The organism is Flavobacterium sp. UBA4197 (assembly GCF_002379575.1).
GTDB classification, from domain to species: domain Bacteria; phylum Bacteroidota; class Bacteroidia; order Flavobacteriales; family Flavobacteriaceae; genus Flavobacterium; species Flavobacterium inviolabile.
Genome location: NZ_DFUB01000017.1, coordinates 25,651 through 52,334, shown reverse-complemented (window position 1 = coordinate 52,334; position 26,684 = coordinate 25,651). Strand labels below are relative to the sequence as shown.

Below are 26,684 nucleotides of genomic sequence, written 5' to 3'. Positions count from 1 at the left end.
ATGGCATCGCATAATGATTTGGGAAAACAGGGAGAAGAGATGGCGGTTGCCTTTTTAAAGCAAAAAGGGTATGAAATAGTGGAACAAAATTGGAAGTTTCAAAAGGCAGAAATAGATATAATTGCGAAAAAAGATGCAATTTTAGTAGTAGTTGAAGTTAAGACCCGTTCTAAATTAGATTTCGGTCTTCCTCAGGAATTTGTAAAATCGAGAAAAATTCAGCTTTTACTGAAAGCGGTTAACGAATATGTAATCCTAGAGGATATCGAATGTGACGTCCGTTTTGATATTATTGCTATCCATAAAGAGGAGGGTTGTTTTAATATTGAACATTATGAGGATGCTTTTTATTATTTCTAATTTATTTTTGTTAAAGTTTTAACAGATTGTTTTTTTTGTAATTTTACAAGATTTTTAAAAACCCACTATATTTATGAAAACTATTTCCTCTGTAGTTGAACATTACATTAAAACAAAGCCATTTTTGCTCAATGGTTTGTCGCAAGGCATTATTAATTTAACTTCACTGGCACGGGTAATGATGCCGGAACTAGAGCAAGAATTAGGTAAAAACATTAAACAGGGTGCTGTAGTAATGGCCCTTAAAAGACTTTCCGAAGAGCTCGGATTTCGAATGAACCATAAATTAGATAAGGTTCTGAAGAATCTCGGAGAAATTACCGTTCGCTCTTCACTGACGGATTATAATTTCGCAATTACACCAAAGGTGCTGAGCTGTCAATCGGATCTTATTGCTGAAATTAATAACTATACCGATATCTTTTATACCTCTTCAAGAGGAGTTAACGAAACCAATATTATTGTAAGTGATTCGCTTAATCATCTGGTAGAAAAACATTTCGCAGAAGAGAAGTGGGCACATAAAACAGAAAATCTGGCTTCGATTACCGTTAAACTTCCAAAAGACAATCTTTCTGTTCCCGGATTGTTCTACTATGTTTTCCAGCGTTTGGCCTGGGAAGGAGTAAACATCTGTGAAGTAGTTTCAACAAATTACGAGTTTACTATAATCGTGAGCGACGATCAGGTTGATATTGCCTTTAAAGCAATAAAAGACCTTAAGAGTATGTAGTTAAAAGGTTAAAATCATACGGTTATACCGTTAGTATTGATTAGTAGTTGATTATTTTTTTATATTTGGACTGACTAAAAATACTAACTAGACTAGCTAAAATGAAAAAAATTACCCTTTTTCTGACCCTAATGGTAGGGTTAACTGTCTTTTCTCAGAATAAAGTCGCCCAGAAAGTGGGTGAATTGCAGTCGAGAAAGGCAGACTTCAAGAAATTTTCGGTATTAGCAGCGTCACAAAAACCGCAGGGTAAAGAAATTTCCCGGGTGGTAAGTGATGCTTCTTTTGCAGAGATTAAGACGGAAGCGGTTAATGAAATTGTATCCCAGAAAAACGGAACAATTGAATTGGAAATACCTTATCACGATGAAATCATAACGCTTCAGCTTTATAAAGTGGATTTATTAGCTGAAGGGTTTCATATTGATACGGATAAGAAGAAAAATATTGCCTACCAGCCGGGTGTTTATTATCGCGGAATCATTAAAGGAGATGACAAATCGTTAGTGTCCTTTAACTTTTTCAGGAATGAATTGAACGGAATTGTTTCCAGTGCAAAACTGAGTAATCTAACCATCGGTAAACTGGATAAAAAGAACAACCAGAAAGATTACATTATCTATGAAGATCAGAAATTAAAAATTGCCAACGATGCAGAATGTGCTACTGATGATAAAGTAGGGGAATTCAAAAATGAACCTGCTACATCATTGAACCCAACTAGTACAAAATGTGTGACGGTTTATTTTGAAATGGATTACAACCTGTATCAGTCCAACGGAAGTAATACAACAACAACTTCAAACTGGATGACCTCTGTTTTTAATAATGTACAGACATTATATAATAACGATGGTATTACAACAGCGTTGAAATCGGTTTATATCTGGACAACACAGGATCCTTATGAAGGAGTAGGAACCAGTTCAGGGGATTATCTTGGTAAATTTAATGCTGTAAGACCGGTATTTGATGGCGATGTAGGACAGCTTGTAGGTATTGATCCGGGAGGATTAGGCGGTGTAGCAGTAACCATTGGCGGAATATGTACAGCTAACAATTACAGTTATTCTGATGTGAACTTCAGCTACAGTACAGTGCCTACTTATTCCTGGACCGTTCAGGTGGTAACACACGAATTGGGTCACTTGCTTGGATCAAGACATACGCATGCCTGTGTGTGGAATGGCAATAACACGGCGATTGATAACTGTGCACCAAGTGCATTGGGATCTACAGCAGAAGGATACAGCTGTATGACAAACCCTCCAACAATCCCTTCTTCTTCCGTTAAAGGAACCATTATGAGCTACTGCCATTTGGTGAATGGAGTAGGAATAAGCTTTACAAACGGATTTGGTCCGCAGCCAACAACGGCCATTTTAAATCACGTAAACTCCAGAGCCTGTTTGAGTACAGACTGTATCAATACCTGTATCAATACGGTTACCGGAATAGAATCGACTATGGGAGCTGGCAATACATCAGCCATCATCACATGGACAGATTCCGGAACGGCTACCTCCTGGGAAATTGTGGTATTCCCGTTTTCAGGAACGCCGGGAACGTGGACTACGGTTACTACCAATTCGTTTGATGCTCAGGGCTTAAGTCCGAATACCTATTATAAAGTTAGAATCAGACCGGTTTGTACTGCCGGAGCAACCTCATTATCCCGTGATTATATATTGTTAACAGGTGCAGATTACTGTAACAATATTCAGTTAACAGATACCGGAGGTGTATTTGGACAATATGCTAACAACCAGACTTTTGTTAGATCGTTAGTGCCGAATCTGGCTAATAATAAAGTGAAAATCACTTTTACAAGCTTCAGACTGGAAGACGGTTATGACTTCCTGTATGTTTATAACGGTTCTACTACTGCAGCACCATTGGTGGGCGGTGCAGGATTGACCGGAACAACAATTCCGGCACCAATTGAATCGACAGCTGCAGACGGAGCATTGACACTTAAATTCGTTTCCGATCCGGGTGTAACCGATTCCGGCTGGGTAGCAACAACATCTTGTGTGCCGTCATTGGGATTAGATGAAGCAACCTATCTGGATTTCTCTTACTATCCGAATCCTGCAAACGGTTTGGTAACTATAGTTTCCAAAGATGCGATAACCGCTTTAGAGGTGTTTAACGTACAGGGACAATTATTGTACTCGAACAAGCTGAATGATATGACTACAAAAGTTGACATGTCAAATTATGCAACAGGTACTTATTTCTTTAAAATGACTATCAATAATCAGACAGTGAATTTTAAAATTGTGAAATTTTAATTAAAATAAAATCACCAATGTTTAAAAACCGTTTACACTCACAGGTAAACGGTTTTTTTAATTTTCAAATCCTTATCTTTGTTTGTAAAACAAAAACAAAACTATGTACGAAATTATTCAAAAAGCCCATTCCGGTTTGGCTTACCTGGCTTTATTGGCATTATTTATTGCAGTGATTAATGCTTTTATGGGGATTAATTCTAAAAGAAATTTTGAACCAAAAGACCGAAGAATCTCATTATTCGGATTAATTTTTTCCCACATCCAATTACTTTTTGGTTTTATTCTTTACTTCGTTTCCCCGTTAGGTAAAGAAGCACTTGGACAAATGAGTAACAGTGCCCTTCGATTAACATCCTTGGAACATCCGCTGATCAATATTATTGCGATTGCTTTAATCACTGTAGGATGGTCAAAACATAAAAGAGAAGAAAGCGAAAATGGAAAATTCAAAAAAATCGCCGTTTTTTATGCAATAGGATTACTTCTTATATTAAGCAGAATACCATGGAGTCTATGGTTTTAATAATTGAAAGCCCGTAAGGGCTTTTTTTATCAATGGCATGTTTCTTGCTGACTTAAGTATCTTTAAAATTGAATAGAATGAAAAAAATAATTGTATATATAGTATTCGTTTCGCTTTCTGTTTTGCTAATTAGCAGTGTTACCGGTAAGGTTTTTGCCGTACAGGCTGACCCTAAAACAAAAGCAAATGATACCATTAAAAAAGATTCAATCGCTATTCAGGGCGGACTTAAACTTAAGGGTTTCAAGAAAAATGTTCACGCATCCTATTATGCCGATCGGTTTAATGGCAGACGAACAGCCAGCGGTAAAAAATTTGACAATTCAAAATATACGGCAGCACACCGGAACTTACCGTTCGGATCTAAAATTAAAGTGACAAATGTTGCCAATAAAAAAGCGGTTATCGTTGAGGTAATCGACAGAGGACCATTTACCAGAGGACGTGAAATCGATTTGTCCAAAAAGGCGTTTATGGAAATCACTCATGGTAAGGGAAGAGGATTTGTCAATGTAAATATTGAAATAATCCAGGATTAATTACTTCAGCTTACTTCCTTTAGCAGCCCACCATCCGATGGTTTCCACTTCCAGCCGGCCGGCTTTTACCGCCGGATCCAGTTTGGCAAGACTGTCAGCCTCTTTTAAAGTAGCGGTGTTAAAAATGACAATACCGGAAATATTGTTGTGTTTGTCAATAGGACCGGCAAGGCTTATTTTACCGGTTTCATGCAGCCAGGAAAGATGGGCCATGTGATTTTTCTGGATCATTTCCGTTTCTTCTTTCGGCTGATTTCTGTTTTTCCCTTTTTTTAATAAAACCAGAAAATACTTCTGCATGGTGTAGGTAGTATCACCGTCTTTATAACGAAACGTCTCCGGGACAACTCCGGAAACCACTGCTTTCTTTTCCGTTTGGTTTTTTGGAGTACCGCATGAAAAAAGAAAGAATAATGCCGATAAGGAGGTAAAATATTTCATAAACAAGGGTTAAAGTGACCAGCTTTGATACGGATGATGACTTAAAAAAGCATTGTAATACCTTTTGTCACCCGTGACTTCTTTGCCAATCCAGTCCGGTTTTTCGAAATGCTCCGATTCCGAATCCAGTTCAATCTCGGCAATAATCAATCCTTCGTTTTCTCCGGAAAACACATCTACTTCATAAACGTGATTACCCTGCGGTATCTCGTAACGGATTTTATCTATAACTCCTTTTTCACATAAAAGAAGAAGGTTTTCGGCTTCTGCCAGTGGAATCTCCGTTTCCCATTCAAACCGGGTCGTTCCCGACGCATTGCCTTTGCCCTTGATCGTGATATAACCCTTTTTGCCTTTGATCCGTACCCTTACCGTTCTTTCCGGATTGGAATTCAGATAACCCTGGACAATCCTGTTTTCGGTATGTGCAGCGGCTTTAAAAGCATCGGATGTAACTAAAAACTTTCGTTCTATTTCCTGCATTTTTAGAGAAATTAACCTAATTTAGGAGCAAGTTAAGAAAATAATACCGCTCAAATTGTAATTTTGCGGGAGAATAATTGCCAAAAACAACAGTATGAATTTAAGACATAAACTACAATCAGCCTTGACCATAGAAGCGTTATTTAACAAACACTTTGAAAATCAACAATATGTCTCTGAAGATAATCTGCACTTTTTGGTGGATTTAGTTCATCTTTTCCGACCGAAAAAACCAAAAAAAGAAACCGTTGTTTCCATTGCGAAATTACTGCTCTACCTACAGGAGAATCCCGAAAAAAGAGCCTTACTGATAACCTATCTGACGCATGTTTTTAAAGAAAGAAAATTCAGCCGGATGCTTTCGGATGCAGCGATATTGCAGGATTCCGATTTTGTTTTTGAAGTAAAAAAACGATTGTTAGCCAAGGTTTTACCCTATCAGCCGCAAAAAGACACACTGCAATACATCTTGAATCAGGTGTTTTACCTGAACTCGGATGCTGTCTGGATTAACAAAGTCCCGATGGAAGAGCTGTACCAGCTTTATGATTTATTGTCTTTTAACGATATGTATGTTTCGGCTAAAGAAAAATCACCACTGTCCGAAATGCTGCAGGTAATGAGCATTATCCCGCAGCGTATGAGCGGTAGAGCGATGGAGAATGATGTGATCAAGATGGTGCCGGAATACAGCCAGTTTGAAAGTCCGTTTACCGCTTTTGAAAAAGAATTGCTGCTGATAATAGAAAGGGTAAGAACCGATGAAGCGCATTCCATTACATCCGATGATCATTTTTACAAGCAATTACTGATCTTACACAAACAATGTGAAGAATATGTCGACAAGGCATTTAGCAACAGCTCCAAATACGGAATATCGATAAAAGTTAACCAGAGTTTGCTGCGAATCCGCCAGCAGCTGTACCGGATGAAAATCCTGATTCCGTTATTGGTGGTCAATAAAGAAGAAGACAAAAGAAACAATACCATTCAGTTAGCATTAAAACTCATCAAGTTTAATTGCTATAAAAATAATGTCGGCCAGTTGTTCAACGAAAGTACACAGTTGCTTTCGTATGAAATCACGCAGCATACGGCCAAAACCGGCGAGCATTATATTACGGAAAGTGCCGGCGAATATTTTGGCATGCTGAAGGCGGCACTTGGCGGCGGCTTTATTGTTGGGGTGCTTTGCGTGATCAAACTATTGTTTTCGAAGATTGAAACCAGTGCTTTCGGACATGCCTTTTTATACAGTTTGAACTATTCACTGGGTTTTATCGCCATTTACCTTTGCGGATTTACGCTGGCAACCAAACAGCCGGCAATGACGGCAGCAACCATTATCCAGTCGTTAGAAAAAGGAATGAAGAAACAGTCCAGAAACGAAGACAAGCACAGCTCGTTTGCCCGGCTTTTTGCCCGTTTATTCCGTTCGCAGTTTATCGCTTTTGTGGGTAACGTAGTCATGGCTTTCCCCGTTTCGTTATTGGGAATATGGCTTATCGACCTTGTTTTCGATTACAATATTGCAGCGACAAAATGGCCTAAACTATTGGGAGATTTAAACCCCATATATTCTGCGGCCATCTTCCACGCTTCGATAGCCGGTGTGTTTTTATTCCTTTCCGGGATTATTTCGGGAAGTATTTCCAATCGAAACAAACACAATCAGGTGTATTATAGAATCCAGGAGCACCCGTTGTTAAAACTGAGTCTGGGTGTGGAAAAAACAAAAAAAATAGCCACCTGGTTTGAAAATAACTGGGCGGGAATTGTTTCAAACGGATGGTTTGGAGTCTTTTTGGGAAGTACCGCTTCAATAGGAATCTTTTTAGGACTAAACCTGGATATCCGCCACATTACTTTTGCCAGCGGAAACTTTGCCTTAGGACTATACGGAACCGATTTTAAAGTGGATTTCTGGATGATTTTCTGGAGCATCCTCGGAATCGGAATAATTGGTTTTATGAACTTTATTGTAAGTTTTGCACTGTCGTTAGGACTTGCGTTTCGTTCCCGGAATATTCCAATCTCGGAATTCCGTTTGCTGAATAAAGCCATCTGGGCACATTTTAAAAAACATCCGGGTGCCTTTTTCTTCCCGCTAAAGGAAAGAAATCACGAAGAATAATCGTTATTCAGCTGCCGGATCATATCGGAAGGCGTAATTTTTTCAAGCTGCTTAAACACACGGTTAAAAGTAGATTGATTCGAGAATCCTGCTTCGGTATAAATAGACATCAGCGTTACTTTTTCCAGATCGTTTTCGACCAATAGTTTTTTCACACAATTAACCCTGTACCGGTTGAGATAGCTGTTAAAATTGGGATAACCGTGATGGCGTATTGCTTTTGAGATATAGCTGTTGTTTACACCCAATGCTGCCGACAGTTTGGAGATGTTGAAAGTAACATCCTTATAAAACTGCTGGTCTTGCATGGCACTTTCAATCTTTTCAAACAGTTCATCTGCAAACGGCGGATCTTTTTCGGCAACGTTGCCCGTTCGGATTTCCGTATTCGGCACATTTTCAATTTGATGGTAAATCTCTTCCCGCCTTATTTTATCCTTGTAATAGATGAGAAGGGCAATCACTGCCACATTAGAGATAACAAGAAAAGTATCCGTAAGCTTTACATCTTCCCGGGTGTGTTCTTTAAAGTCAAAATCAAAATTTACGGAAATCAAATAGCCTGCAGCAATATTTAAAAGAACAAACAGGCTGTAGAGAATAACATATTTTCTGGAGAAAAATACATAAGCGGCTAATGGAATTGGCATAAGCCATACAAAACTTGCTACAGAGTTGTGCCAGAAAGCGAGCATGATGTAAAAATTGTAAAAGGAAGCAATGATCATATACGAGTGAACCAGTATGTTAACAGAGTACCGCTTGCCAATAATGAAATAAGAATATAGCAGGAAAAAAAGCCCGCCATAGAGATACCAGGACATTGTTTTGTCTACAATGAAAAAGGTAAAAATGCCGGCAAATATAAAAAGCACAATGGTCATTAAAATGATATAGGAACGAACCAACGCTTTTTTATATTTTTCGATCTTCTGAAGTTTTGTAAGGCCTGAGGATGTCATTACTGTTCTATTATTACCGGGTTATTACTTCAACTATTTTTCAATCAGTCATATTCTGTAAATGACTGCATTAAGGCGTTGACTAGAAGTGCTTTATAGAGTATAAGCCGTTTTCCGGTTTTCATTGATAGGACCTGAAAATGATTTGTCTGGCGGGATAACTTTGCACTTCAATAAAGCGGGATAACTCTTTGTACTATTAAAGCGGGGTAACTTTATTTTGGGGTAAAGTGTTTATTAGTGTAAAGATAAAGAAGACAAGGTAAAAATAAAATGATTTCCAGGTCGTATCCCGCTTTTTTAATAAAATATTTAAAAAGCACGTAAAAAGATGAAGGAAGTTAAGTTATTGGGATGCAGTTTGATTTTAAGTTTTTTTTCTATTGGAATTTTTGCACAGGTAGGCATCAATACAGCGGCTCCGAAAGCCACTCTGGATGTTGTGGGAAAACCGGATGCCGCAACATCGGCCGACGGCGTAATTGCTCCGAGAATGACCGGTGATCAGCTAAAAGCCAAAGATGCGGTCTATCTTGCTGAGCAGACCGGAGCACTGGTATATGTAACGGAAGCGGTAAACACACCATCAGTAAAAACGGCGAGAGTAGATAAGCCGGGATATTATCTCTTTAACGGGGTAACCTGGAAATTTGCTTTTGGCGGAAATGATGAGGACATTGCCATCGGCGAATTGGTCTATTATCACGGTAGTATTCCGGCAAGTACGGCCGGCGCGAATATCCTGGCAAGCACCTATCTTGCTGACCTTCCCGTATTGGGCGGTGTGCTGAGGCTGGATGCCCAGTTTAACGCCAATTCCTCGGGAACAGGTGCCGCAACTACATTTAATCCCCGTTTGTACAACGTGAGTACCGGCAATATTAAAATTTGGGTTTCGGAAGTGTCTACCCATACCGGAGATTCCGATAATGGAAACATAAAATTAGTGCCGGGTGATTACCGGCAGTTTGACGATGGCGTTTACCTAACCCAGACCCATAATGAAACGGTAACTTTTGATATTACAATGCAGGAGCCGGAACCACGATGGTACAGGGTATATTATGCCATTCGCGTAGACAATAAATCCTATGCAGGAAGCAGTAATGCGACCACTACAGATACAAATACGGCAGACAATACCCGGGAATTGTTTTTATCGGTACAGAAGCTGTATTGATTTCCGGAACTATTTAAAAAAAATCCATTTCTACAAACATAAAACAGAACCTATGTGATCAGAGAGGCTTAACGGCCTCTTTTTTTATTTGCGGATTTTGTTCTTTCGTGCTGTAGCAAACAGCCTGAGGGCGAAAAACGGAAGCCTCTTTTTCGTATCATTATCGCTTCATATCAGGGTTGATAATAAATTTCCTATTAAACCGGAAGTGTCTGAAAGTATCGCCGTTTTTTTCAGGAATGCTTATTTTTTTATGGAATATACAATAAATTTACTCCATGGAATCGACTCCCTATTTCCGCAAAATTATCCATGTCGATATGGATGCTTTTTATGCTTCTGTTGAGCAAATGGACAATCCTATGCTTAAAGGGAAACCTGTTGCTGTTGGTGGTAGTGAAGTGCGGGGAGTGGTTTCGGCAGCGAGTTATGAAGCCCGGAAATTTGGTGTTCGGAGTGCAATGAGCGGCTATCTTGCCAAGAAAAATTGCCCGGAACTCATTTTTGTCCGGCCCCGTTTTGACCGCTATAAAGAGATCTCTAAAAAAATCCGTGCTATATTTCATGATTATACGGATCTGGTGGAACCGCTTTCGCTGGATGAAGCCTATCTGGATGTTACCGAGAACAAAAAAGGAAACCCCAGTGCGACATTAATTGCCAAAGAAATCCGGAAACGGATTTTTGATGAAGTGGGCTTAACGGCTTCGGCTGGAATTTCCATTAATAAATTTGTAGCAAAAGTAGCCAGCGATATTAATAAACCAAACGGACAAAAAACCATCAACCCGGAAGAAGTGGAGCAATTTCTGGAAGAACTGGATATTAAAAAATTCTACGGAATTGGTAAGGTCACGGCGGAAAAAATGTATCAGAGCGGAATCTTTACCGGCAAGGATTTAAAAGCAAAATCGGTTGAATATTTAGAAGAACATTTTGGAAAAAGCGGCGTGCATTATTACAGCATTGTCAGGGGTATTCACAACAGTTCGGTAAAACCCAACCGGACGTTGAAATCGGTTGGCGCCGAAAGAACCTTTAACATCAATCTCTCTTCGGAAATCTTTATGGAAGAGAAGCTGGAAAACATTGCAAAAGAACTGGATAAGCGAATGAAGCCTCAAAAAATAGCCGGCAAAACCGTTACGCTTAAAATTAAATATTCCGATTTTACGTTGCAGACAAGAAGCAAGACGCTGCCGTATTTTATTTCGGATAAAAGCCTGATTTTTGAAACGGCCAAAGAATTGCTCTACCAGGAAAAAATGAAAGATTCGGTGCGTTTACTCGGAATTTCTTTAGGAAACCTGAATACGGAAATAAAGAAAGCCGTTGTAGTACAGTTAAAATTTGATTTCTAAGTATAATCCGGAAACCGGTATCAAATAAAAAAGCTACCCGTTTGGATAGCTTTTTTAGTAGTATACTAGTTGATCTGCGAGATTCGTAAGGTATTAACCATCCCTTTGTCAATCACCGGCATTGCGGCAAGATTGATAAGCATGTCGCCTTCTTCGACAAATCCTTTTTCTTTCGAAATTTTATTGATATCCTCTACGGTATCGTCAGTGCTGACCAATTTGTCGTATAGGAATGTATGTACCCCCCAAAGCAGGCTCAATTGTGTTACAATTCGTTTGTTTGAAGTAAATACCAGAATATGGGAATGAGGTCTCCATGCCGAAATCTGGAAAGCCGTATAACCGCTATTCGTTAAAGTTGAAATGGCTTTGGCATCAATATCATTAGCCATTAAAGCAGCGTGGTAACAAATCGATTTTGTAATGTAGCGTTTGGTTCTTACCAATGGCGGATTTTGAGGTACTTTAATTAAAGGAGAGTTTTCAACGCTCTCAATAATCTGTGTCATTTTCTCAATTACCTGAACCGGGTAACTACCCACAGACGTTTCTCCGGAAAGCATTACGGCATCGGCACCATCCATTACGGAGTTTGCCACGTCGTTTACTTCTGCACGGGTAGGTGTTAGGCTGGTGATCATTGTTTCCATCATTTGTGTGGCAATGATTACCGGTATACGGGCTGTTTTAGCTCGGTGTACCAGTTTTTTCTGGATCAGCGGTACTTCCTGAGCCGGCATTTCCACACCCAGATCACCACGGGCAACCATTAAACCATCGGCAAAAGCAACGATTTTATCAATGTTTTCAACAGCTTCCGGTTTTTCAATTTTAGCAATAATCGGAATTTTATGGTCGGAATTTGCAGCGATCAGATCCTGTAAATCTTCCAGGTCTTTTGGTGTTCTAACGAATGAAAGCGCAATCCAGTCCACATTGTTTTTAATGGCAAAAAGCGCATCACGGATATCTTTTTCGGTTAAAGCCGGAAGCGATACTTTGGTATTCGGAAGGTTTACCCCTTTTTTAGATTTTAAAGGACCACCCTGAATCACAACCGCTTTTACTTCGGTATTTTTATCGGTTTCCAGAACTTCGAAAATAAGCTTTCCGTCGTCCAGAAGGATGCGTTCTCCGGGATTCACATCTCTCGGGAACTCTTTATAGTTCATGTACACTTTTTGGGCAGTACCTAAAATGTCTTCGGCAGTGGTGAAAGTGATTTCATCGCCTTTGCTGACTACGACATCTTCCTTCATAACGCCTACGCGCAGTTTTGGTCCCTGTAAATCGGCCAGTATGGATGTTGCATAGCCAAATTCTTCGTTTAGCCCTCTAATAATGTCAATACGTTCTTTAACATCGGTATAATCAGCATGAGAAAAATTAATTCTAAACACATTTACTCCTGCATCGATCATATCTTTAATGATCTCTCTTGTACTGCATGCAGGACCAAGTGTTGCTACAATTTTTGTCTTTTTTCTTGTCGGCATTTGTATTAGAAAATTAAATTATTTTTTGATTTTAGTTTGTTCTGATCGATTTTGTAGGCCATGGTGATCTGTTTAATCGTTAGTAATTGGTCGATTAAACTGTCCAGGTCAAAAAAATCGTCGGTATTTTCGATTTTTATAATGTAATCCACTTTTTTTAATTCCGGAAGCAGGAAGATGTTGGTAGTAATATCAAATTCTGTTTCCTCAAAAAGGGTTGTTGCTTTCGTTTGGCGGGTTATTATTTTGGTCTTGTTCGGAATTAAATTCCAGAACAATTCATTGGCTTCGTCATCAAAAATAAAGCGGGTAAAATGACTTTTTCCCTCCTCGATCTGGATGCCGATGTCTTTACTGCTTTTTTCGAAGGTAACCGGTAATTTCTGATTGATAAAATAGGCTAATCGATAATCTTCCAAGGTAGCATGAATTGCAATCAATTCATAATCTTCGGAAATGAAATCGTCAATCAGTAGTTTGTGAATAGCCATATTTTCTTAAAAAATCAAATGTAAAGATAGTACATTAAAGATTTAAAAAACAGCAAAGCCGTGTTGTTAACGATAATTTAGCAAAGGCAGGTTGTTACTTTTTGTTCATCTTTTCCTGAAAAGCAAAATAGGCTCTTTGTGAGGCTTTCTCTTCTGCTTTTTTCTTAGACGTTGCTCTTGCTCTTGCAACGATCTTGTTGTCAATCTTTAATTTAACGCCAAAATATTTAATGCCTTCGTTTCCGTTGTCTTCAAAAACATCATAATGGAATGACAGCTTTTCTTTCTGGCACCATTCAATGACAAGACTTTTATAGCTGATTACTTTTCCTTCCAGTTTCGGGATATCGACATAAGGAGTGATGACCTTTTTGTGGATAAATTTCTCACAATAGGTAAACCCTCTGTCCAGGTAAATGGCGCCGATTAAGGCTTCGAATAAATTTCCGTGTATATTCTCACCAAAATGCTGGGTAGACACTTTGCTTTCCACGTGTTTGATCAGGTTCAGGTCCTTGCCCAATTCGTTAAGGTGTTCCCGGCTCACGATTTTGGAGCGCATCTTGGTCAGATAGCCTTCATCGCCGGTGGGAACCATATTGAAAAGGTGGGCTGCAATAACAGAGCCCAGCATGGCATCGCCTAAAAACTCCAAACGTTCGTAGTTAAGCGGGTTTCCATCCTCGTCCGTTTTGTTCATCGAACGGTGGGTGAAAGCCTTGCGGTAATGGTTTAAATTTGCGGGTTTGAATCCTAATATTTTTTGGATTTCATCAAAAAAAATCCCGTCTTCATTAGAGCGGGAATTTGAAAATATTTTTTTGATAATACTCATTAGAATACTATAGCTCTATTTTTTTAACTAATACGCAAGCATTGTGTCCGCCAAAACCAAAAGTATTACTCATCACAACTTTCATGTCTCTTTTCTGAGCCTGATTGAAGGTGAAGTTTAATTTGTTATCGATGTTTTCATCATCGGTAAAATGGTTGATCGTTGGAGGAACAATTCCGTGTACGATAGAAAGAATAGAAGCAATTGCTTCAATGGCTCCGGCAGCACCCAGTAAGTGTCCGGTCATTGATTTTGTTGAATTCAGGTTTAACGTATAAGCGTGTTCGCCAAATACGTGCTGAATAGCTTTGCTTTCGGCAATATCGCCTAATGGTGTAGAAGTTCCGTGCATGTTCACACCGTCTACATCCGTTGGTTGTAAGCCGGCATCTCTCAAACAGTTCAACATTACATTTTTAGCACCAAATCCTTCCGGATGCGGAGCTGTAATGTGGTGTGCATCTGCTGACATTCCACCACCGCCAATTTCGCAATAGATTCTGGCACCACGAGCCACAGCGTGTTCGTATTCTTCCAGAATTAAAGCACCGGCTCCTTCTCCTAGTACAAAACCTTCACGGTCTTTGTCCATAGGGCGGGAAGCTGTTTTGGGATCGTTGTTTCTTGTAGAAAGGGCATGCATCGCATTAAAACCACCCATACCTGCAATGGTAACTGCTGCTTCAGAACCACCCGTAACCATAACATCAGCATGGCCTAAACGGATATAGTTAAAAGCATCAATTAATGCATTTGTAGAGGAAGCACAAGCCGAAACTGTAGTGAAGTTCGGACCTCTGAATCCGTATTTTATTGAAATGTGACCTCCGGCGATATCCGCAATCATTTTTGGTATAAAGAACGGATTGAACTTAGGAATACCACTTCCTTTTGCAAAATCCATAACTTCCTGCTGGAAAGTTTCCAAACCGCCAATACCGGATCCCCAGATAACACCAACTCTGTCTTTATCTAATTTGTCAAAATTGAAATTAGCATCGTTAACCGCCTCTTCAGATGAAACCATTGCATATTGCGCATAACGGTCCATTTTACGAGCCTCTTTACGATCTATGAAATTTTCAACATTAAAACCTTTTAGCTCACAAGCAAATTGTGTTTTGAAGTTGGTTGCATCAAAATAAGTAATTGGAGCCGCTCCGCTTACACCATTAATAAGACCATTCCAGTATTCTTGAATATTGTTACCAATAGGAGTAAGTGCACCTAATCCCGTTACTACAACTCGTCTTAATTTCATACGTTCAATTTTATAGTTTCAATTTAAACAAAAATACCCATGTTGTTTTCTTTTATGAATCAAAGGAAACATGGGTAATTTGATATATATTTTAATAGATTGTTTCCAATCAGTAGTATTTCTCTTAACCAAATACCTGTTGAAAAATAATAACACCCATGTATTCAGGAAAATGAACACATGGGATGCATGAGGTTATTATTTCTTAGCTTCTTCTATGTAAGAGATAGCTTGGCCAACAGTAGCAATGTTTTCAGCTTGGTCATCTGGAATTTGAATATCGAATTCTTTTTCGAACTCCATAATAAGCTCAACAGTGTCTAATGAATCAGCTCCTAAATCGTTAGTGAAGCTTGCTTCCGTTACAACTTCGTTTTCGTCAACACCTAATTTGTCTACGATAATCGCTTTTACTCTTGATGCAATGTCTGACATAATCTTTAATTTTAAAATTTAATTTGTTGGCAAAAATAAAAAACTTTATTTTAATACAACATTTTAGTTAATAAATGTGGCTACGAAAATAAAAAATTAATTTTACAAAGGCCTCTAAAAACTGTTTAATATCATTTATTATTCTTTTTTTTGCGGAATAAAAAAACACGGGATCGATGAGAAAGATTGTGATATTTGCTTCTGGTTCGGGCTCTAACGCCGAAAAAATTATTTTACACTTCAGGGATAATAGCCAAATACAGGTGGCGGCAGTTTTTTCGAATAATGCCACTGCAAAAGTTTTGGAAAAATCGGAAAAATTGGGTGTTTCGACCGTAATTTTTGACAAAAACGAGCTTTTTGACGGAACTGTTCTGGAAAAAATCGACACAATTCGGCCGGATCTGATCGTTTTAGCAGGATTTCTTTGGAAGTTTCCGGACAGTATTATTGCGCATTATCCCGATAAAATCATCAATATTCATCCGGCATTATTACCGAAATATGGCGGTAAAGGAATGTATGGCATGCATGTTCACCGTGCCGTTCTGGAAAATAAAGAAGCGGAAACGGGGATTACAATACATTATGTAAACGAACATTATGACGAAGGCGGTATTGTATTTCAGGCACGGACAGCTGTTGCAGATTGTCTGACGCCTGAAGAAATTGCGCATAAAGTGCAGCTTCTGGAACACGACCATTTCCCGGTGGTGATTGAAAACCTGTTAAAAGAATAACGTGAGTCACGAAGTACATATATATACAGACGGTGCTGCCAAAGGCAATCCCGGTCCCGGCGGTTACGGTGTAATCCTGCAATGGGTAGGCAAACCGTATAAAAAAGAATTCTTTGAAGGTTTCCGCCTCACGACCAATAACAGGATGGAATTGCTGGCGGTAATCGTAGGACTTGAAAAGCTCAAAATACAGGGCACAAAAGTGCTGGTTATCTCCGATTCCAGATATGTGATTGATTCCGTAGTGAAAGGCTGGGTTTTCGGCTGGGAAAAGAAAAACTTTGACGGGAAGAAAAATCCGGATCTCTGGATGCGGTTTTTAAAGATTTACCGCAAACACCAGGTGGACTTCAAATGGGTAAAAGGACACAATAACCACCCTCAGAATGAACGATGTGACGAGCTGGCGGTAATGGCTTCACAGCTGGAAAAACTTTCTGTGGATACCTTTTATGAAAGAGAGCAGCATAATTAGGGAATGCTGTTGTAAACTTTACAATTACTTTGTGATGCTGAATCGTTGCAACTCTGAAACTTATGAAGTATATTTGCACCCTAATTTTCAACTCGTTTTATGAATAAATTATTAATTGTAGGAACTGTTGCTTTTGATGCAATTGAAACACCGTTTGGAAAGACTGATAAAATTTTAGGTGGTGCTGCTACATATATTGGACTTTCGGCTTCTTTTTTTAATTTAAAGTCGGCTATAGTTTCTGTAGTTGGTGAAGATTTTCCACAAGAATATTTAGACTCACTTAAAAATAGAAATATTGATATCTCTGGACTTGAAGTTGTAAAAGGAGGAAAGACCTTCTTTTGGAGCGGACGTTATCACAACGATTTAAATTCAAGAGATACCTTAGATACACAATTGAATGTATTGGCAGATTTCCAGCCAAAAGTACCGGCAGATTTTAAAGATGCCGATGTAGTAATGTTAGGAAATTTGCATCCTATTGTACAAAGCAGTGTTTTGGATCAAATGGAATCACGTCCTAAATTAGTAGTATTGGATACCATGAACTTCTGGATGGATTGCGCTTTACCGGAATTACTGGATGTCATTAAAAGAGTAGATGTAATTACAATTAATGATGAAGAAGCACGCCAGTTGTCCGGAGAATACTCTTTGGTGAAAGCGGCTGCTAAAATTCAGGAAATGGGACCTAAGTTTGTGGTAATCAAAAAAGGAGAACACGGAGCATTATTGTTCCACAATAAAGAAGTTTTCTTTGCACCGGCTTTACCATTGGAAGAAGTTTTCGATCCAACAGGAGCCGGAGATACTTTTGCAGGAGGTTTTTCAGGATATATCGCGCAGAGCGAAAATGTCTCTTTTGAAAACCTTAAAAACGCCATTGTTTACGGATCCAATTTAGCATCGTTCTGTGTTGAAGAATTCGGAACGCAGCGAATGGAACGTTTGCAAAAACCGGAAGTACTGTCCCGCTTGAAACAATTTAAAGCATTAACGCAATTTGAAATTGCATTACAAGAATAACGGATACATCCGAAGCCTCGAAACGGGGCTTTTTTTATTAATATACAAAAACACACAACAACACAACAACTATGAGTGACGCAATAAAACATGAGTGTGGCATTGCCCTTTTGAGATTAAAAAAACCATTGGAATTCTATAAAGAAAAATATGGTTCTGCTTTTTACGGGATACAGAAAATGTACCTGCTAATGGAAAAGCAGCACAACAGAGGGCAGGATGGAGCAGGTTTGGCAAGTATTAAATTAGATGTGGAACCGGGAGAGCGCTATATCAGCAGAATCAGATCCAATCAGGCGCAACCGATTCAGGACATTTTTGCACAAGTCAATCAAAGGATTAATGAAGAATTAGCGTTACATCCGGAGTATAACGACAATGTAGAACTACAGAAAAAAGAAATCCCTTATATCGGTGAACTGTTTTTAGGACACGTTCGTTACGGGACTTTTGGAAAAAACAGCATTGAGAGTGTACATCCGTTTTTACGTCAGAACAACTGGATGCACCGCAACCTGATTGTTGCCGGAAACTTTAACATGACGAATGTTAAAGAACTTTTCGACGATTTGGTACGATTGGGGCAGCATCCGAAAGAAATGGCCGATACCGTTACGGTAATGGAAAAAATCGGACATTTTCTGGATGATGAAATTACAGACCTGTATCAGGAATGTAAGAACGAAGGACTAAGCAAAAGAGATGCTTCTCCGGTAATTGCCGAAAGGCTGGATATTGCCCGTATTTTAAGACGTGCTTCCAAAAACTGGGATGGCGGATATGCAATGGCAGGACTTTTAGGTCATGGTGATGCTTTCGTAACAAGAGATCCGGCAGGAATCCGTCCGGCATTTTATTACCAGGATGATGAAATCGTGGTGGTAGCATCTGAAAGACCGGTTATTCAGACCGTTTTCAATGTTCCGTTTGAAGCCATTCAGGAAATTACTCCGGGACATGCTATTATCGTAAAAAAAGACGGCCGCGTACTGGACGAACAAATCAGAGAGGCATTACCTTTAAAAGCCTGTTCTTTTGAAAGAATCTATTTTTCAAGAGGAAGCGATGCCGAAATTTACCAGGAACGTAAAGATTTGGGTAAACTGATCATGCCGGCTGTTTTAGAGGCTATTGATAATGATACGGACAATACGGTATTCTCATATATTCCCAATACTGCAGAAACCTCCTTTTACGGAATGGTGGAAGCGGCTCAGGATTTCTTAAACCAGCGTAAAATATCCGATATCTTAGCGAATAAAGAAGTTTTAACGGCTGAGAAGTTACAGGATATCCTTTCTGTAAAACTGAGAACCGAAAAAGTGGCGATTAAAGATGCGAAGCTGCGTACGTTTATTACAGAAGACAGCAGCCGTGATGATCTGGTAGCACACGTTTATGATGTGACCTACGGGGTTATTAAACCGACCGATAATCTGGTTATCATTGATGACAGTATTGTTCGCGGTACGACCTTAAAGAAAAGTATCATCAAAATGATGGACAGGCTGCATCCTAAAAAGATAGTGATTGTTTCTTCGGCACCGCAGATCCGTTATCCGGATTGTTACGGTATCGATATGGCAAAACTGGAAGGACTGGTTGCTTTTCAGGCCGCTTTGGAATTGCTGAAAGAGCGTAACCTGTATCATATAGTGGAAGAAGTTTATCAAAAATCGAAAGCACAGGAAAATTTACCGGATAGTGAAGTGGTTAACTATGTAAAAGAAATGTATGCTCCTTTTACAGACCAGGAAATTTCCGATAAAATTGCTGCAATGCTGACTACTTCCTGTGTGGGAGCAGAGGTAAAAATCATCTTCCAGACCGTTGAAAATTTACACAAAGCATGTCCTAAAAATTTAGGAGATTGGTACTTTACAGGCGACTATCCGACAAACGGTGGTAATCGTGTTGTGAACCGGGCTTTTATGAATTTTTATGAAGGTAAGGATGCCCGTGCTTATTAAAGAGTTAAAAACGCGCTTTTTATCGAATTTATTAGTAGATAATCTGATTTATTTGATGACGGAAAGCGTTGACAATACATTTGTATCACCATAGCATTAGTAGGTTAAGTTTATGGTAGATTTGGGGCAAAAAGGGTGGAATTCTATTCCACCTTTTTCATTTTATAAAAAGGCATAAAAAAACCCGAAAGAATCATCCCTGATTCTTTCGGGTTTTTTTGTAAAAGATATCTTTATTTCGCAGCTGCAAAACGTTTTGCTACTTCAGCCCAGTTAATTACATTAAAGAAAGCTTCAATATAATCCGGTCTTCTGTTTTGATAGTTCAGGTAGTAAGCATGTTCCCATACGTCCATTCCTAAAATAGGCGTACCGCCGCATCCGATTCCCGGCATTAACGGGTTGTCCTGGTTAGGCGTTCCGCAAACATTCAGTTTTCCGCCTTTCTGAACACAAAGCCAGGCCCATCCGGAACCGAATTGTGTTGCTCCTGCTTTTGAAAACTGTGCTTTAAATTCTTCAAAAGAACCAAAAGCAGCCGTAATCGCCTCTGCTAATTCTCCCGTTGGTTGTCCGCCGCCGTTTGGTGACATTACTTCCCAGAATAAATTGTGATTGTAAAAACCACCACCATTATTACGTACAGCAGCTTTGGATAAATCCAGATTGTGAAGAATTTCTTCAATAGATTTTCCTTCCAGGTCTGTTCCTGCAATAGCAGCGTTCAGATTTGTGGTGTATGCATTGTGATGTTTGGAATGGTGTATTTCCATTGTACGGGCATCAATATGAGGCTCTAAGGCGTCATAAGTATATGGGAGTTGTGGTAATTCGAAAGCCATAGTATGATTTTTTATAGATTAGTATTATTTTTATTCAAATTTATAAATTAAACTTTGGAATAAAAAATAGTAATTCTCTATTCCGTTATTGGTAATTTCAATATAAACTTTTCTTAACTGTGAATAAAACTGCATTCTCCATATATGATGCTTCGGCAGGTTCCGGAAAAACCTATACGCTTGTAAAAGAGTATTTAAAGATACTGTTGCAATCGGATACCAACGATGCCTATAAAAAAATCCTGGCCATTACCTTTACCAATAAAGCGGTTGAGGAAATGAAAACCAGGATTGTTTCCAGCTTGTCGGAGTTTTCAAAAGAAGCGCCAAATGACAAAGCAATGGACCTGATGCAGGATATTGCTGCCGAAATACGGCTCAGTCTGGTTACGATTAAAGATAAATCGAAAGCCATTATTAAAAATATCATTCACAATTATGCCTCGTTTGATATTTCGACCATTGATAAATTCACCCATAAGGTTATTCGTGCGTTTGCACATGATCTGAATCTTCCGGTCACGTTTGACGTTTCTCTGGAAACCGATTCGTTATTGCAGGAAGCGGTTGATGCTATAGTTGCCAAAGCCGGGGAAGACCATGAGCTGACCAATATCCTGGTAGACTTTTCGGTTGATAAAACGGATAATGATAAGAGCTGGGATGTTACCGGGGAATTACTGGATGTGGGCAGGCTGCTGATGAATGAAAACAACCGGAATGAGATCGTTAATTTTCAGGATAAAACAATTGAGGAATTCCAGGTCATCAAACAGCAGTTAACAGCTGCTATTGCAAAACTGGAAGCCGATTGTGTGGCGAAAGCCGATGAGGCAATGGCGTTGATTGAAAGCAAAGGCATCGATTTAAAATCGTTTTCCCGCGGAACTTTTCCGAATCATTTGGGATACATTCAGAAAGGAGAACTGAAAAGCAGCCATAAAAAATTCCGGGAAACCGAAGATATAGCCGTTAATAAAACGGCAAAAGACAAAGAAATTATAGAAAGCATATCCGGAACGTTAATAACGTTGCTGGAGGAAGTCTATAAAAACTATGAAAAGAAAAGTTTTTATGAGGCCTTTCTAAAAAATATTACACCCTTATCGCTATTGAACTCCATTAGTAAAGAACTGGAGCGGATTAAGAAAGAACAGAATATCCTGTCTATTTCCGAGTTCAATGCGATTATTTATAAAGAAATTCAGAACCAGCCGGCTCCTTTTATCTATGAGCGTCTGGGGGAACGGTACAAACATTTTTTTATAGACGAGTTTCAGGATACTTCCGAAATGCAATGGCACAACCTGATTCCGTTAATCGATAATGCGCTGTCGAGCGAAGACCTGAGCGGAACAAGAGGCTCGCTGATGATTGTGGGCGATCCTAAACAATCCATTTACAGATGGCGGGGCGGTAAAGCAGAGCAGTTTATTGCTTTGAGCAAATGCCGGAACCCTTTTTCAAATCCGGACAAGCAATTGGTGCGTCTGGAGAAAAATTTCCGGAGCTATTCGGAAGTCATCGAATTCAACAACGCCTTTTTTGCCATGCTGTCTGATGAGTTTTCCAATGCGGATTATCAGGATCTGTACAGGAACCACAGCCATCAGCAGGTAAATGCTAAAACCGGCGGCTATGTGAATATTTCGTTTATTCCGGATGTAGTGGCGGCCGACGAAAACAACGAGGAAGAAGCGGACGGAAAAGAGCAGTTGTACCTGAAAGCGACATTGCAGACCATTAAAGAGGTAGTGGCTAAAGGTTTTGCTTATAAAGATATCGTGTTGCTTACCCGTAAGCGTTCTTCGGGTGTGGCGCTGGCAAATTTTCTAACCGAAAATTCGGTTAAGATACTCTCGTCGGAAACCCTGTTGATTGAAAATGCCACAGAGGTGCGTTTGATCCTGAATGTACTGCGATACCTGAAAAACAATAACGATAAAGAAGCGAAAGCTGCCTTTTTGTATTTCGTTGCGCAATACAGGCAAACACAGCTGCCGGTTCACGACTGTATCGAAAAAGGCATGCAGCAGGAAACGGAAGAAGGATTGGAGCAATGGCTGCACGAACTGGGGATTATCATCTCGTTTAAAGATTGCCGTAAAAAATCCCTGTATGAAGCGGTGGAAATTATTGTGGCTGTTTTTATAAAAGAAAAAAGTACGATTTCCTACGTACAGTATTTCCTGGATCTGGTATTGGAAAGAGATGTGAGAACACAATCCGGAATTGCCGACTTTTTGGAATACTGGGATAAAAACGGATCGAAATTCAGTATCCCGTCACCGGAAGGTAATGATGCTGTCCGGATCATGACGATCCACAAATCGAAAGGACTTGAATTTCCGGTGGTTATTTTCCCGTTTGCGGAAGAAGACTATGCGCGCGCGCCGCGAAGTAAAATGTGGCTGGAAATGGATGAAGCCGATTTTGCTATTTCGAAAGCATTGGTGGATGTCAGGAAAGAAGTGTCGGAATATGGCGAAAAAGCCGCTTTGGTCTATGAAGAAAAAAGTCAGCAGGATTTACTGGACAATATCAATGTTTTGTATGTGGCACTTACGAGGGCGGAAGAACAGCTGTATATTATCTCCGGTAAAAATGTGAGCAGTAAAGGCGAGCTGAAAAACAATATGTCCTCCTATTTTATTAAATATCTGGATTATAAAGGCGTATATCAGGAGGAAAAAAGAATCTTCGAATTTGGAACACCGGAACGGAAATCTGTAGCCAGACCGCAGGGAGAGCAACAGCAGTTGATTACGGTAGTTCAGGAGAAATTAGATCCTAAGGCCGTGAAAATCGCCCAGAGAGAGGCTTTGATGTGGGGAACGGCTCAGGAAAGAGCTATTGAATTTGGAAATGTACTCCATGAGATCCTGTCTTTTGTAAAAACCGGCAACGATATCCCGCTGGCGATAATCAAGGCGCAGGAAAGCGGTCTGATAACGCATACGCAAAAGGAAGAAGTAGAAAAAACCCTGCGGGAAATTGTGGAACATCCCGAACTGCAATTGTTTTTTGAAGAAGGCAATGTGGTTTACAAAGAACAGAGTATTATTAAAAAAGGGAACAGAACCATTAAACCGGACAGGGTGGTTTTAAAAGAGCGGAAAGCCTATTTGCTGGATTATAAAACCGGGATGCATCAGGCGAAGTATGAAAAACAGCTCGAAGAGTACAAAATGGCATTGGAGGAGATGGGATTTGAAGTGATGAAAAAGACCCTGGTGTATATAGGGGAAACTTTAAATGTGATACATTTGTAACTGAATAAATAGCATAACCGAATAAACAGCATATCATGTACGGAAAAATCAAAGATTATTTGCAAAACGAATTAAATACAATTCAGGAAAACGGATTGTTTAAAAAAGAAAGAATCATTACTTCTCCGCAGGGAGCCGAAATTAAAATTGCTTCCGGCGAAACCGTTTTAAATTTTTGTGCCAATAACTACTTGGGCTTGTCTTCTCATCCGGAAGTGGTTCAGGCAGCGAAAGATGCTTTGGATACGCACGGTTTCGGAATGTCGTCTGTACGTTTTATCTGCGGAACTCAGGATATTCATAAAACATTAGAACAAAAAATAGCCAACTTTTACGGAACGGAAGATACGATCCTTTATGCAGCAGCTTTTGATGCTAACGGAGGTGTTTTTGAACCGTTATTGGGTGAGGAGGATGCAATTATTTCCGATAGCTTAAACCACGCATCTATTATTGACGGAGTGCGTTTGTGTAAAGCGGCACGTTACCGTTATGAAAACAATAATATGGCCGATTTGGAGCAGCAGCTTATCAAGGCAAATGAAGAAGGAAGACGTTTCAAACTGATCGTTACCGATGGGGTCTTTTCAATGGACGGACTGGTAGCGCCTTTGGATAAGATTTGTGATCTGGCAGACAAATATGATGCAATGGTTATGGTAGACGAGTGCCATGCGGCAGGATTTATCGGAGCAACCGGAAAAGGAACATTGGAAGCTAAAAACGTTATGGGTCGTGTGGATATCATCACCGGAACATTAGGGAAAGCTTTGGGTGGAGCAATGGGGGGGTATACCACCGCTAAAAAAGAAATTATCGAAATTTTAAGACAGCGTTCCCGTCCGTATTTGTTTTCAAACTCTTTGGCGCCTTCAATTGTGGGAGCTTCAATAAAAGTGTTTGAATTGTTGGAGAAAGACACTGCTTTAAGAGATAAACTGGAGTGGAATACCAATTATTTTAAAACCGGAATGAAAGAAGCCGGATTTGATATTATTGACGGCGATTCGGCAATTGTACCGGTAATGCTGTATGATGCGAAACTTTCTCAGGTAATGGCAGATGAATTGCTGAAAAAAGGAATCTATGTAATCGGATTCTTCTTCCCGGTGGTTCCTAAGGATAAAGCAAGAATAAGAGTACAACTGTCTGCGGCTCATTCAAAAGAGCATCTGGATAAGGCAATAAATGCATTTAAAGAGGTTGGAAAAGCATTGGGAGTAATTCAATAAGAAGTTTTTAGTAAGAAAAAGCGAATTTTTTAACAAATTGCTTTGTAGTTAATATTTTACATCTTACTTTTGCTGTAATTATAACGTATTGTAATTAAATAAAAAAAGTATGAGACATCTAAACAAATTATTCGTAGCAGCATTGATGTTTGCGGGTCTTAGTTCGCAGGCTCAGGATAGCAATAACCCTTGGGCTATTACTATTGGTGCGAACGCTGTAGACACAAGATTCAGTGCCAGCAAGAAATTAGAAGAACAATTTTCACAGTATTTTAACGTAAGAGATAATTGGAATATTATCCCTTCTGTTTCTTTCGTTAATGTTTCTAGACACGTAGGAGATAACTTCTCTTTCGGAGTGACTGGATCGGTAAATAAAATTACAAGATTCGTAGAGCCAAGAGTTACGATTCCTGGAGATTACACTGTTGTAAATCCTGGTGATCTTTCTTACTACGGTATCGATGGGGTTATCAACTATAGCTTCATGAATTTAATCGGATCTAAAGTTATTGATCCTTCTGCTCACATTGGTGGAGGTTATACTTTCTTTGGAGATGCTAGTACAGGAACTGTAAACGGAGGTTTAGGTTTAACTTTCTGGTTCTCTGAAAACGTAGGTTTATCTTTCCGTTCAACTTACAAGCATTCATTTGATGAGACAAGAAATCCTTCTGTTGATGTTCCTTCTCATATGCAGCATTTCGCTGGTATTACTTTCAAATTTGGAGGTAAAGATACAGACGGAGACGGAATCTATGATAAAGATGACGCTTGTCCAGATGTAGCTGGTTTAAAAGAATTCCAAGGTTGTCCTGATACAGACGGTGACGGTATTCCAGATAAAGATGATGCTTGTCCGGATGTAGCTGGTCTTAAAGAATTCCAGGGATGTCCTGATACAGACGGTGATGGTATCGCTGATAAAGATGATGCTTGTCCTGAAGTAGCTGGTTTAAAACAATTCAACGGATGTCCTGATACAGACGGTGACGGTGTGCCAGATAACTTAGACAAATGTCCTTCTGTAAAAGGTCCTAAAGAAAATGCAGGTTGTCCTTGGCCAGATAGAGATGGTGACGGTGTAGCTGATAAAGATGATAAATGTCCAGACGTTAAAGGAACTGTTGCTAACAACGGATGTCCTGAAGTTTCTGACGAGACTATCAAAAAATTAAATGCTTACGCTAAAACAATCTTATTCAACTCTGGTAAAGCTACTTTCCAAAAACAAACTTTCCCGGTATTACAGTCAATCACTGCAATCTTGAAAGAGTACCCTCACGCTAGATTCAGCATTGAAGGTCACACGGATAGCGATGGTAAAGATGCATTCAACCAAAAATTATCTGAAGAAAGAGCTAAAGCTGTTAAAGATTATTTAATCGAAAACGGAATCGATTTCGAAAGATTATCTTCAATCGGATATGGTGAATCTAAACCAATCGATACTAACAAAACAGCTAAAGGTAAAGCTAACAACAGACGTGTTGAGGTTAAATTAATCAAATAATTTAATTCACATACCTAAATAAATGAAACGTCCCGATTTATCGGGACGTTTTTTTTATTCATAATTGTGGCTGATTGCTT

The 26,684-nt window shown here is 39.4% G+C and carries 24 protein-coding genes; 15 read left to right on the top strand and 9 right to left on the bottom strand.

What is annotated here, in order from left to right; all coding sequences use genetic code 11:
* The 5 genes from B3394_RS09705 (at position 1) to B3394_RS09685 (ending at position 4,452) form a co-directional block, all read left to right on the top strand.
* Entirely contained in the window at positions 1 to 360 is a 360-nt protein-coding gene (locus tag B3394_RS09705) for a YraN family protein (RefSeq protein ID WP_177730583.1), read from the top strand.
* Between the two features lie 73 nt (positions 361 to 433).
* Positions 434 to 1,093, top strand: a complete 660-nt coding sequence (locus tag B3394_RS09700; RefSeq protein ID WP_177730581.1) for an aspartate kinase — start codon at positions 434 to 436, stop codon at positions 1,091 to 1,093.
* Positions 1,094 to 1,194: 101 nt separating this feature from the next.
* Positions 1,195 to 3,387 (top strand): M12 family metallo-peptidase, encoded by a 2,193-nt coding sequence (locus tag B3394_RS09695; protein ID WP_286918146.1) that lies wholly within the window; start codon positions 1,195 to 1,197, stop codon positions 3,385 to 3,387.
* A 103-nt stretch (positions 3,388 to 3,490) separates the two neighbouring features.
* Complete coding sequence (locus tag B3394_RS09690) at positions 3,491 to 3,913, top strand: hypothetical protein (protein ID WP_273244295.1); 423 nt, start codon at positions 3,491 to 3,493, stop codon at positions 3,911 to 3,913.
* 77 nt (positions 3,914 to 3,990) lie between these two features.
* The gene (locus tag B3394_RS09685) at positions 3,991 to 4,452 is read left to right on the top strand and encodes a septal ring lytic transglycosylase RlpA family protein (protein WP_177730575.1); all 462 of its coding nucleotides are present in this window, start codon (positions 3,991 to 3,993) and stop codon (positions 4,450 to 4,452) included.
* Here the strand turns inward: B3394_RS09685 and B3394_RS09680 are convergent, their stop codons facing one another.
* Both B3394_RS09680 and B3394_RS09675 read right to left on the bottom strand, forming a co-directional pair.
* Positions 4,453 to 4,893 (bottom strand): YciI family protein, encoded by a 441-nt coding sequence (locus B3394_RS09680; protein WP_286918128.1) that lies wholly within the window; start codon positions 4,891 to 4,893, stop codon positions 4,453 to 4,455.
* A gap of 9 nt (positions 4,894 to 4,902) precedes the next feature.
* Positions 4,903 to 5,376: a CYTH domain-containing protein gene (locus tag B3394_RS09675; protein ID WP_177730571.1), complete on the bottom strand. Its 474-nt coding sequence runs from the start codon at positions 5,374 to 5,376 to the stop codon at positions 4,903 to 4,905.
* 94 nt (positions 5,377 to 5,470) lie between these two features.
* Here B3394_RS09675 and B3394_RS09670 point away from each other — a divergent pair, with 94 nt between their 5' ends.
* The gene (locus B3394_RS09670; RefSeq protein WP_286918095.1) at positions 5,471 to 7,510 is read left to right on the top strand and encodes a site-specific recombinase; all 2,040 of its coding nucleotides are present in this window, start codon (positions 5,471 to 5,473) and stop codon (positions 7,508 to 7,510) included.
* Here B3394_RS09670 and B3394_RS09665 read toward each other — a convergent pair.
* A complete protein-coding gene (locus B3394_RS09665) occupies positions 7,498 to 8,472 on the bottom strand; it encodes a helix-turn-helix domain-containing protein (protein ID WP_286918093.1) in 975 nt (324 codons plus the stop codon). The two genes, B3394_RS09670 and B3394_RS09665, sit on opposite strands and share 13 nt — an antisense overlap.
* A gap of 331 nt (positions 8,473 to 8,803) precedes the next feature.
* On the opposite strand from B3394_RS09665, the gene B3394_RS09660 reads away from it, so the two are divergent.
* Together B3394_RS09660 and dinB are read left to right on the top strand one after the other, a co-directional pair.
* A complete protein-coding gene (locus B3394_RS09660; RefSeq protein WP_273244313.1) occupies positions 8,804 to 9,652 on the top strand; it encodes a hypothetical protein in 849 nt (282 codons plus the stop codon).
* Positions 9,653 to 9,930: 278 nt separating this feature from the next.
* Positions 9,931 to 11,013: a DNA polymerase IV gene (dinB, locus tag B3394_RS09655; protein ID WP_177730563.1), complete on the top strand. Its 1,083-nt coding sequence runs from the start codon at positions 9,931 to 9,933 to the stop codon at positions 11,011 to 11,013.
* 65 nt (positions 11,014 to 11,078) lie between these two features.
* Here the strand turns inward: dinB and pyk are convergent, their stop codons facing one another.
* The 5 genes from pyk to B3394_RS09630 all read right to left on the bottom strand — a co-directional run bounded on the left by pyk (position 11,079) and on the right by B3394_RS09630 (position 15,531).
* Positions 11,079 to 12,509 carry a pyruvate kinase gene (gene pyk, locus B3394_RS09650; protein WP_177730554.1) on the bottom strand — a complete coding sequence of 477 codons (1,431 nt, stop codon included), beginning with the start codon at positions 12,507 to 12,509 and terminating at the stop codon, positions 11,079 to 11,081.
* 5 nt (positions 12,510 to 12,514) lie between these two features.
* Positions 12,515 to 13,000: an IPExxxVDY family protein gene (locus B3394_RS09645; RefSeq protein ID WP_177730552.1), complete on the bottom strand. Its 486-nt coding sequence runs from the start codon at positions 12,998 to 13,000 to the stop codon at positions 12,515 to 12,517.
* 94 nt (positions 13,001 to 13,094) lie between these two features.
* The gene (gene rnc / locus B3394_RS09640) at positions 13,095 to 13,835 is read right to left on the bottom strand and encodes a ribonuclease III (protein ID WP_177730550.1); all 741 of its coding nucleotides are present in this window, start codon (positions 13,833 to 13,835) and stop codon (positions 13,095 to 13,097) included.
* 7 nt (positions 13,836 to 13,842) lie between these two features.
* Positions 13,843 to 15,096, bottom strand: a complete 1,254-nt coding sequence (gene fabF / locus B3394_RS09635; protein ID WP_177730548.1) for a beta-ketoacyl-ACP synthase II — start codon at positions 15,094 to 15,096, stop codon at positions 13,843 to 13,845.
* Positions 15,097 to 15,294: 198 nt separating this feature from the next.
* Positions 15,295 to 15,531: an acyl carrier protein gene (locus B3394_RS09630; RefSeq protein ID WP_007137004.1), complete on the bottom strand. Its 237-nt coding sequence runs from the start codon at positions 15,529 to 15,531 to the stop codon at positions 15,295 to 15,297.
* A gap of 176 nt (positions 15,532 to 15,707) precedes the next feature.
* Between B3394_RS09630 and B3394_RS09625 the strand changes: the two genes are divergently transcribed.
* The 4 genes from B3394_RS09625 (at position 15,708) to B3394_RS09610 (ending at position 19,745) form a co-directional block, all read left to right on the top strand.
* Positions 15,708 to 16,271 (top strand): phosphoribosylglycinamide formyltransferase, encoded by a 564-nt coding sequence (locus tag B3394_RS09625; protein ID WP_177730546.1) that lies wholly within the window; start codon positions 15,708 to 15,710, stop codon positions 16,269 to 16,271.
* A gap of 1 nt (position 16,272) precedes the next feature.
* Entirely contained in the window at positions 16,273 to 16,746 is a 474-nt protein-coding gene (gene rnhA / locus B3394_RS09620) for a ribonuclease HI (protein WP_177730544.1), read from the top strand.
* 99 nt (positions 16,747 to 16,845) lie between these two features.
* Positions 16,846 to 17,775: a PfkB family carbohydrate kinase gene (locus B3394_RS09615; protein ID WP_177730542.1), complete on the top strand. Its 930-nt coding sequence runs from the start codon at positions 16,846 to 16,848 to the stop codon at positions 17,773 to 17,775.
* Between the two features lie 71 nt (positions 17,776 to 17,846).
* Entirely contained in the window at positions 17,847 to 19,745 is a 1,899-nt protein-coding gene (locus B3394_RS09610) for an amidophosphoribosyltransferase (RefSeq protein WP_273244318.1), read from the top strand.
* Positions 19,746 to 19,978: 233 nt separating this feature from the next.
* Here the strand turns inward: B3394_RS09610 and B3394_RS09605 are convergent, their stop codons facing one another.
* On the bottom strand, positions 19,979 to 20,587 hold the full coding sequence (locus B3394_RS09605) for a superoxide dismutase (RefSeq protein ID WP_286918038.1): 609 nt from the start codon (positions 20,585 to 20,587) through the stop codon (positions 19,979 to 19,981).
* A 119-nt stretch (positions 20,588 to 20,706) separates the two neighbouring features.
* Here B3394_RS09605 and B3394_RS09600 point away from each other — a divergent pair, with 119 nt between their 5' ends.
* From B3394_RS09600 to B3394_RS09590, 3 genes are all read left to right on the top strand, one after another.
* Positions 20,707 to 23,859 carry a UvrD-helicase domain-containing protein gene (locus B3394_RS09600; protein WP_286918037.1) on the top strand — a complete coding sequence of 1,051 codons (3,153 nt, stop codon included), beginning with the start codon at positions 20,707 to 20,709 and terminating at the stop codon, positions 23,857 to 23,859.
* A 35-nt stretch (positions 23,860 to 23,894) separates the two neighbouring features.
* Positions 23,895 to 25,091 carry a glycine C-acetyltransferase gene (kbl, locus tag B3394_RS09595; protein WP_177730533.1) on the top strand — a complete coding sequence of 399 codons (1,197 nt, stop codon included), beginning with the start codon at positions 23,895 to 23,897 and terminating at the stop codon, positions 25,089 to 25,091.
* Positions 25,092 to 25,200: 109 nt separating this feature from the next.
* Positions 25,201 to 26,604 carry an OmpA family protein gene (locus B3394_RS09590; RefSeq protein ID WP_177730531.1) on the top strand — a complete coding sequence of 468 codons (1,404 nt, stop codon included), beginning with the start codon at positions 25,201 to 25,203 and terminating at the stop codon, positions 26,602 to 26,604.
* The last annotated feature ends 80 nt before the right edge of the window (positions 26,605 to 26,684 follow it).